The sequence below is a fragment of the Pirellulales bacterium genome (assembly GCA_035656635.1).
Classification (GTDB): Bacteria; Planctomycetota; Planctomycetia; order Pirellulales; family JADZDJ01; genus DATJYL01.
This window is the reverse complement of sequence record DASRSD010000031.1, coordinates 22,528-28,898: the sequence shown is the minus strand read 5'-3', so window position 1 is coordinate 28,898 and position 6,371 is coordinate 22,528. Positions and strand designations below refer to the sequence as shown.

The 6,371-nt window shown below is 56.5% G+C and carries 6 protein-coding genes and 1 tRNA gene; 1 reads left to right on the top strand and 6 read right to left on the bottom strand.

What is annotated here, in order from left to right; genetic code table 11:
* Window positions 1-94 precede the first annotated feature (94 nt).
* The 3 genes from VFE46_02400 to VFE46_02390 all read right to left on the bottom strand — a co-directional run bounded on the left by VFE46_02400 (window position 95) and on the right by VFE46_02390 (window position 2,533).
* Window positions 95-262 (bottom strand): hypothetical protein, encoded by a 168-nt coding sequence (locus VFE46_02400; protein ID HZZ26832.1) that lies wholly within the window; start codon window positions 260-262, stop codon window positions 95-97.
* 20 nt (window positions 263-282) lie between these two features.
* Window positions 283-528: a hypothetical protein gene (locus VFE46_02395; GenBank protein HZZ26831.1), complete on the bottom strand. Its 246-nt coding sequence runs from the start codon at window positions 526-528 to the stop codon at window positions 283-285.
* A 154-nt stretch (window positions 529-682) separates the two neighbouring features.
* Window positions 683-2,533 (bottom strand): hypothetical protein, encoded by a 1,851-nt coding sequence (locus VFE46_02390; protein ID HZZ26830.1) that lies wholly within the window; start codon window positions 2,531-2,533, stop codon window positions 683-685.
* 535 nt (window positions 2,534-3,068) lie between these two features.
* Between VFE46_02390 and VFE46_02385 the strand changes: the two genes are divergently transcribed.
* Complete coding sequence (locus VFE46_02385) at window positions 3,069-3,872, top strand: hypothetical protein (protein HZZ26829.1); 804 nt, start codon at window positions 3,069-3,071, stop codon at window positions 3,870-3,872.
* On the opposite strand, the gene VFE46_02380 is transcribed toward VFE46_02385, so the two are convergent.
* The 3 genes from VFE46_02380 to glmS form a co-directional block, all read right to left on the bottom strand.
* On the bottom strand, window positions 3,850-4,068 hold the full coding sequence (locus tag VFE46_02380; GenBank protein ID HZZ26828.1) for a hypothetical protein: 219 nt from the start codon (window positions 4,066-4,068) through the stop codon (window positions 3,850-3,852). The two genes, VFE46_02385 and VFE46_02380, sit on opposite strands and share 23 nt — an antisense overlap.
* Before the next feature lie 131 nt (window positions 4,069-4,199).
* Window positions 4,200-4,273: transfer RNA gene (locus VFE46_02375), tRNA-Ile, on the bottom strand.
* Between the two features lie 137 nt (window positions 4,274-4,410).
* The gene (glmS, locus tag VFE46_02370) at window positions 4,411-6,339 is read right to left on the bottom strand and encodes a glutamine--fructose-6-phosphate transaminase (isomerizing) (protein ID HZZ26827.1); all 1,929 of its coding nucleotides are present in this window, start codon (window positions 6,337-6,339) and stop codon (window positions 4,411-4,413) included.
* Window positions 6,340-6,371: the final 32 nt, after the last annotated feature.

Here is a 6,371-nt window from a genome sequence, read left to right as displayed (position 1 = left end):
TCACCCGTATCACAGGCGGCAAGTACGTCTCGACGAAACTCCCTCGAATACGGTGCCACAGCAACCTCCTTGTTCAAGTTGCTGCGTAGCTTAACTAATTTGCCGGCATGGCGCTAGAGCTAGATGAAGAGCGCTCTAATTCAGCCTTTCGCCAACGCACCGCGTAAACCGAAACTTCGGAAGCAATACAGATGATGGCCACGGTGGCGCAAATCACCAACGTATGATTGTCCAAAATTGATTCGGCCAATAGTGCGAGCATGTTTGCCTCCTCGGGCGATTTTATTTGGCGCCGGGGCTTGAATTGCACTTGGCAGCCAGGACCCGTTCGATTTCGTCTGCCGACATGCCACGGGCGATCATTTCATGCTTCAGATTAATCTCTGCGTCACGCTTACGTGATGTGCTAATGAAGTTGAAACTGATCGAGATCAATGCCACGATAATTCCGCCGCCGAAGATCAGCAGTAGGGCGACAATCGCAACAGGGTCAGCGCGATTAATTAGATGGATGAGGGCTTCTTCCATAAATCTTCGCTCCGCAGGCTTGCCGCTTTTTGGATTGACGCCTGTAGCCTATTCGCCGCCAGAACGAAAATCTTGGCATCGATAACCACAAGAACTAAGGTTCCAGTTTACCTACAGCAATGCGCAACTGAATAGAGCCCAAAGAAATGGGGGCTTATTGCGGATATGGGCCGTCGAACACTTTGGTGGTCGAAACGTCTTGCAGGCGGATCGAATACGGCACGCTGGTCTTCGTCAGCCAGCCAGCATTGGGGCCACGGATAATGTAACCTTGAGCCCAAATGTAGCTGTCCAGGCCGCGGACGTATAACTCGGCGGCATAGGGAGGAGCGGCATTTTCTTCCAAGCTCGGCGGCCATGCATGGCCGGGGAAATAGCACTCTGGGAAATATTCCGATTCTTTCGAAGGGTTCAGACCGTCGAATATTTGAAATCGGTTCTTATCGCCATCCGGCTGGGCATACACGGCCACCGAATGTCCGCCGGTGGCACTGCACCACCGCACGTTGGCAAAGCCAATGCGGCCGGCATTGCGGAAAATGGCGCCGATCATGTCAGTGGCCCGCACGCAATCCAACTTCTTGTGCTCCAGTGCTTCACGCAGCGTCAAGGTCACGCCATATTGAGCGGGCGTGCGATAAAAAGAATTGGTCCAGCGGCAGGCATCGTCCATGGCCTGGAGATTGCTTTCGTCGGGTTTGATTTCCTCGGCAGCCTTGAGGAGCTCTGGCTGAAAGCGATCTCCCCATTCCAGCCCCGCGAACGAATGGCCGCGGTACATCAGCACGCTGAGCAATTCTTGTTCTTTCGCATGCGGGTTCAGGGAATCGAACTTTTTCAGCACCTGGCATAACTCGTCCGCGGTATCGGCATAAGCCGCGCGAAACAGCATGTTGATGAGATAGCTATGCTCGTACGGGGTGCGGGCGGCCACGTCCCAGGTTTTGCGGTTATCGGGAGAAAGCACGGCCTGCATTTTGAGGTACGTTTCGCGCACCCCAGGCGTTACCCATAACGATCCGGAGGTAAGATGACTGCCGGAATTAGCTTCAATCGTCCGATCGTTGGGCTGCGAAAACAATCGCTCGGCCTGCCGTTCCACCTCGTAGTAGTTGGCCTTGCCGTTCAGGCTTAGCACGCCGGCCGGGAATTGGCTGATGGTGGCATTAGTATCGTATTTGTGTCCCAGCTGTTCAGATTCCGCGAACAAGCTGGCGCAGCGCTTTTGGAATTCCAGGGCCGCTAAGTGATTTTCGACCAAAAACCCCAGCCAGTTGTGCAAGTCTTCCAGCGAGAACGCAGCCGAAGCCAGCTCGCCGGCCCAATGTTGCGTGGCCGCCGGATCTTTATCCGCCACAGCCCGATTCAACGCCGACATGCAGCGGCTAAGCCAATCGTCGCTGGGCGTAAAATCGACCGCGTGCAACTGCTTGGGCCACGTGGTCCAGGCGCACGCTTGTTCCCAAAATTGCCGCGATTTCTCCGCCAATTCGTGCGCTTCTTCGCCGGCCGGCTGATTGCTGATGCCTTCATTTTGCAAATAGGTTTTCAGGCGCCCCTGATGCCAGGCAAAATCTTGCTGAGGGGTTTTAATATCTTGCCGATCGAAAAAATACAGCGTCGCCAGCGATGTTCCGGGCCCCCCGTCTAAATCGCCCGGCGTGTTTGGAACTATGTCGCCAATATCGCCGGCATTCACCATCGGAACGCAGCTTGGTCCTTGCGGGTCGCGGCTCCCCAGCAGCACCGGCCGGCTGGTGCGCATGCACCGGCCCACTAAGCTGGCGAGCTCCGTCAAAGGCTCCTGCGACTTTGCCTCCGAGATTGATGCCCCGAAGCGGGCGGCCGCCTTGGCGGTATTTGCCGCCGGGGCAGGACCTTGTCTTTGCCACAGCAATACCGCAATAGCCAGGATCAAAATGCCAATCAGAATTGTCGACCACCAAGACCGTTTGTCGACACGCTGCGCGGTCCTAGACGCGCCACTCACTGGAAGCTGACTCATGGATGCCTCTCATTTAATCCGCCTCTGCCTCACGCTCAACCATCTTTCATCCTACCATCCGACGCGGCAGACAAAATACCACCGGGTGGAGGGAAATACGGCAATTTTACGACCATAATGCCGGAATTATCCCCACTTCATCATCACTGGCCTTGCACCATGCAACCGAGCGATTCTGGCGTTATTCACGCGGCGAACTAAACGGTAGTCGCCTCATGGGAATGGAAACAGGTGTAGCGCTGGCTGTTCTCAGCCATCTTTCTCAGCAAAACCGTCAATACGGTGGGGCCTTATCTGCCAGAACGGGGCTCGTGATTGTCGCCTTCGTCGGCGCGGCAATTCGTTGGAGGATGCTTGTGCGCACGGGTTGTAGAGATTATACCTGTAGGGGCTGCTGAAGTGGTTTGTCGCTGTTCGATAGACCAGTTTGTCCCACCAAAACTTCAGCACTTCAATTTTTACCTACCTACTTGAGTCGGTTGCGCCTGCAACGCCGATCCACGATTGATCTCAGCATTTACACCAGGAGAAGCACATGAGCGGATTTGAAATATCTCGCGGTTCCATTCGCAAGTTGTCGCCGATTGCGGCAATTCTATCAGCTGCAGTCATCTTCACACTCGGTTCGGTGGGCGCAGCCAATGCCGACGTGATTTTCGACAATACCCCGGCGCCGCTGCCGACCAACATCCCGAGCCTGGGCTATCAGGCACAACAAACTTCTGAGTTTGGCAACGAGATTACTTTTGCAGGCTCGTCTCGTGCGCTGACGAATGTCGAAATTATCATGAGCGATTGGGCGAACCAGTCCGATTACCCCGGTGTCGGTGACGCCACAGGTTACGATCAGCCGCTTACGCTTAACTTTTACAATCCGGGATCAGGCACCTCCGTTGGTTCGCTCATCGCAACGCGGACAGAAACCGTCCATGTTCCCTGGAACACGAACCCTGGTAGCGGCACTGCGTTCCCAGTGAATTTCGATTTCACGGGCGTAACGGCGCCCGATACCGTCATCTTTGGAGTGGCGTACAACACGGAAACTTATGGCGCGAATCCCACCGGCGTGTCCGGACCGTACATCTCCCTGAATTACGGGGTGGCAACCGTTGCTCCGTCCGTGGGTACGGATGTGAATCCTGACGATGAGTATTGGAATACCAGCCGGGCCAGCAATTATACTGATGGTGGTACTGCGGGCGTCGGAATCTTTCGCGAAGACACGGGTTGGACGGGCGATGTTGCCACGATTCAGGTCACCGCCGTCCCTGAGCCGAGCGCCTTCGTGCTGGGCGTCGTGGCATTTGGCTTGCTGGTCAGTGGCAGGCGGTTGCGCTAAGTGTTGGCCAGTTCACAATAACTAGCCGCCCCATTCTCTTGCAGGCCACGTATCGACGTAGCTCCCGCTCTAGCTCCCCCGCGTCCAGCCCTTCCCGCGCCACGCTCCGATAAGTAGCGACCAAACCGGCCACGTTGTGAATATCTGCGCCGTCAGCAAGATACAGCGCTTCGGTCGTTAGGGCTTCGTCATACATACCCCCTCATTGTAACCGGTAGTTTCCGGTCTGCAATCCACATTGAAATGCATACTGATGTCTGCTTCGAATCGTGAAGGCTTTACTAACTACGCATCCACCAACGCTGGTTTCGTCGGCAACTAGCGGAATAGGCCCGGTAGGACTCGAACCTACGACCAAGGGATTATGAGTCCCCTGCTCTAACCAACTGAGCTACGGGCCCGGAAAGAAAGATTCGACGATGAATGATAAACGATTAACGCAGTAGCGGAAGAGATGATGATGCGAATGATCTTCGATCGTTCGGCGTTTGGCGCCCTCACCAACTGCCTTCTCCCCATGGGAGAGGGAGAAAAAGATTCACTCTACCGTGACGCTTTTGGCGAGGTTACGGGGCTTGTCGACATCGCAGCCGCGGAGCACGGCAATGTGATAAGCCAGCAATTGCAACGGTATCACCGTGACAATGGGCTGCAGAAAATCTTGCACGTCGGGCACATAAATGACGTCATCGGCCAGGGTGGCCACGCGCTTATCTCCTTCGCTAACAATGGCGATGACCGGCCCACCCCGGGCTTTAATTTCCTCCAGGTTCGACATGACTTTTTCGTACACCTGGCCCTCGGGAATAATGACCACGCTAGGCGTGTGCTCATCTACCAGCGCGATTGGCCCGTGCTTCATTTCGGCGGAAGGATAACCCTCGGCGTGGATGTAGCTGATTTCTTTCAGCTTGAGGGCGCCTTCCAAAGCGGTCGGGAAATTGTATTGCCGGCCGAGATAAAGGAAGTTCGTGCACTGCGCATATTTGGCGGCGACCTGGCGCACCGCGTTGTTGCACTCCAGCGCTTGCTTGACCCGTTCCGGCAACTCGTGCATTTCGTCAATGATGCGCGAGCCGGCGCCGTAACTGAGATGGCGAATGCGGCCGAGGTACAGCGCCAGCATGGCCAGCGTCAGGCATTGCGAAGTAAAGGCTTTGGTCGACGCCACGCCGATTTCCGGCCCAGCATGCAAATAAATGCCGCCGTCGGCTTCTTGGGCGATGGTGCTGCCGACGACGTTGCAAATGGCCAGCGTGGGGTGCCCCTTGCGCTTCACTTCGCGCAAAGCGGCCAGCGTATCGGCGGTTTCGCCGCTTTGCGTAATGGCAAACAGCAGCGTGTCGTTTTCGATGGGCGGATTGCGGTAGCGCAATTCGCTGGCATATTCCACTTCGACCGGAATTCGCGCGAATTCTTCAATTAAATATTCGCCGACCAAGGCCGCGTGCCAACTGGTGCCGCAAGCGGTGAGAATCAGGCGGTTCACATGCCGCAGCTGTTGCGGCGTAAGATTCAAGCCGCCGAACACAGCCGTGGCTTCGTCCCGATCGAGCCGGCCGCGCATGGCGTTTTGCAGCGACTCTGGCTGCTCGAAAATTTCCTTGAGCATGTAGTGCGGGTAGTTGCCCAGCTGGACAACTTCGGTTTCGACTTCCAATTTCCGCACGCGATGGTTGACTTGCCCCTGGTCGCGGTGAATGACGCGCAATGAATCGGCGGTGATCACGGCCAATTCATGGTCAGCCAAATAGACGATGCGTTGCGTGTGCCCCACCAGCGGCGAAGCATCGCTGGCCACAAAATGTTCGTTATCCCCCACGCCCACCACCAACGGGCTACCCAAGCGTGCGGCGATAATGACATCGGGATGTTCACGAAAGATGATCGCTAATCCGTAAGTGCCGCGGAGTTGTGCCAAAGCTTCCTGCACGGCACGAATCAGCGGCGCGTGCGGATCGGCAGGGGCGGCGCTTTGGGCCGCCTTGCCATTGGCACTGTCGGCAGTACGGGCGGATGCCGTGCCAGCCGACGAAACGCTCGCGTGCTTTTCCAGGCAACTGGCGATGAGGTGAGCGATGACTTCGGTATCGGTGGCACTGCGAAAAATGTAGCCTTCGCTTTCGAGCTGTTCTTTCAAGGCGCGGAAATTCTCGATCACGCCGTTGTGCGCTAGCGCCAAAACCTGCTGACCGCCGATGTGGGGATGGGCGTTGACATCGTTCGGCGCCCCGTGCGTCGCCCAGCGGGTATGGCCGATTCCAATGTGGCCCGGCGCGGGCACCTCGGCTAGTTTCTGCTCGAGGAAATCAATTCGTCCCGCGGTTTTCACCACGGCGAACTTCCCCTGCGGCGTGATGGTGACCACGCCGGAGCTGTCGTAGCCGCGATATTCCAGGCGGCGCAGCCCTTCGATGAGGTAATCGACTGCCTCGCGGTGACCTACGTACCCGACAATGCCGCACATAACGCTCTCCTAGGAAGTAAACCGCCTCGGCC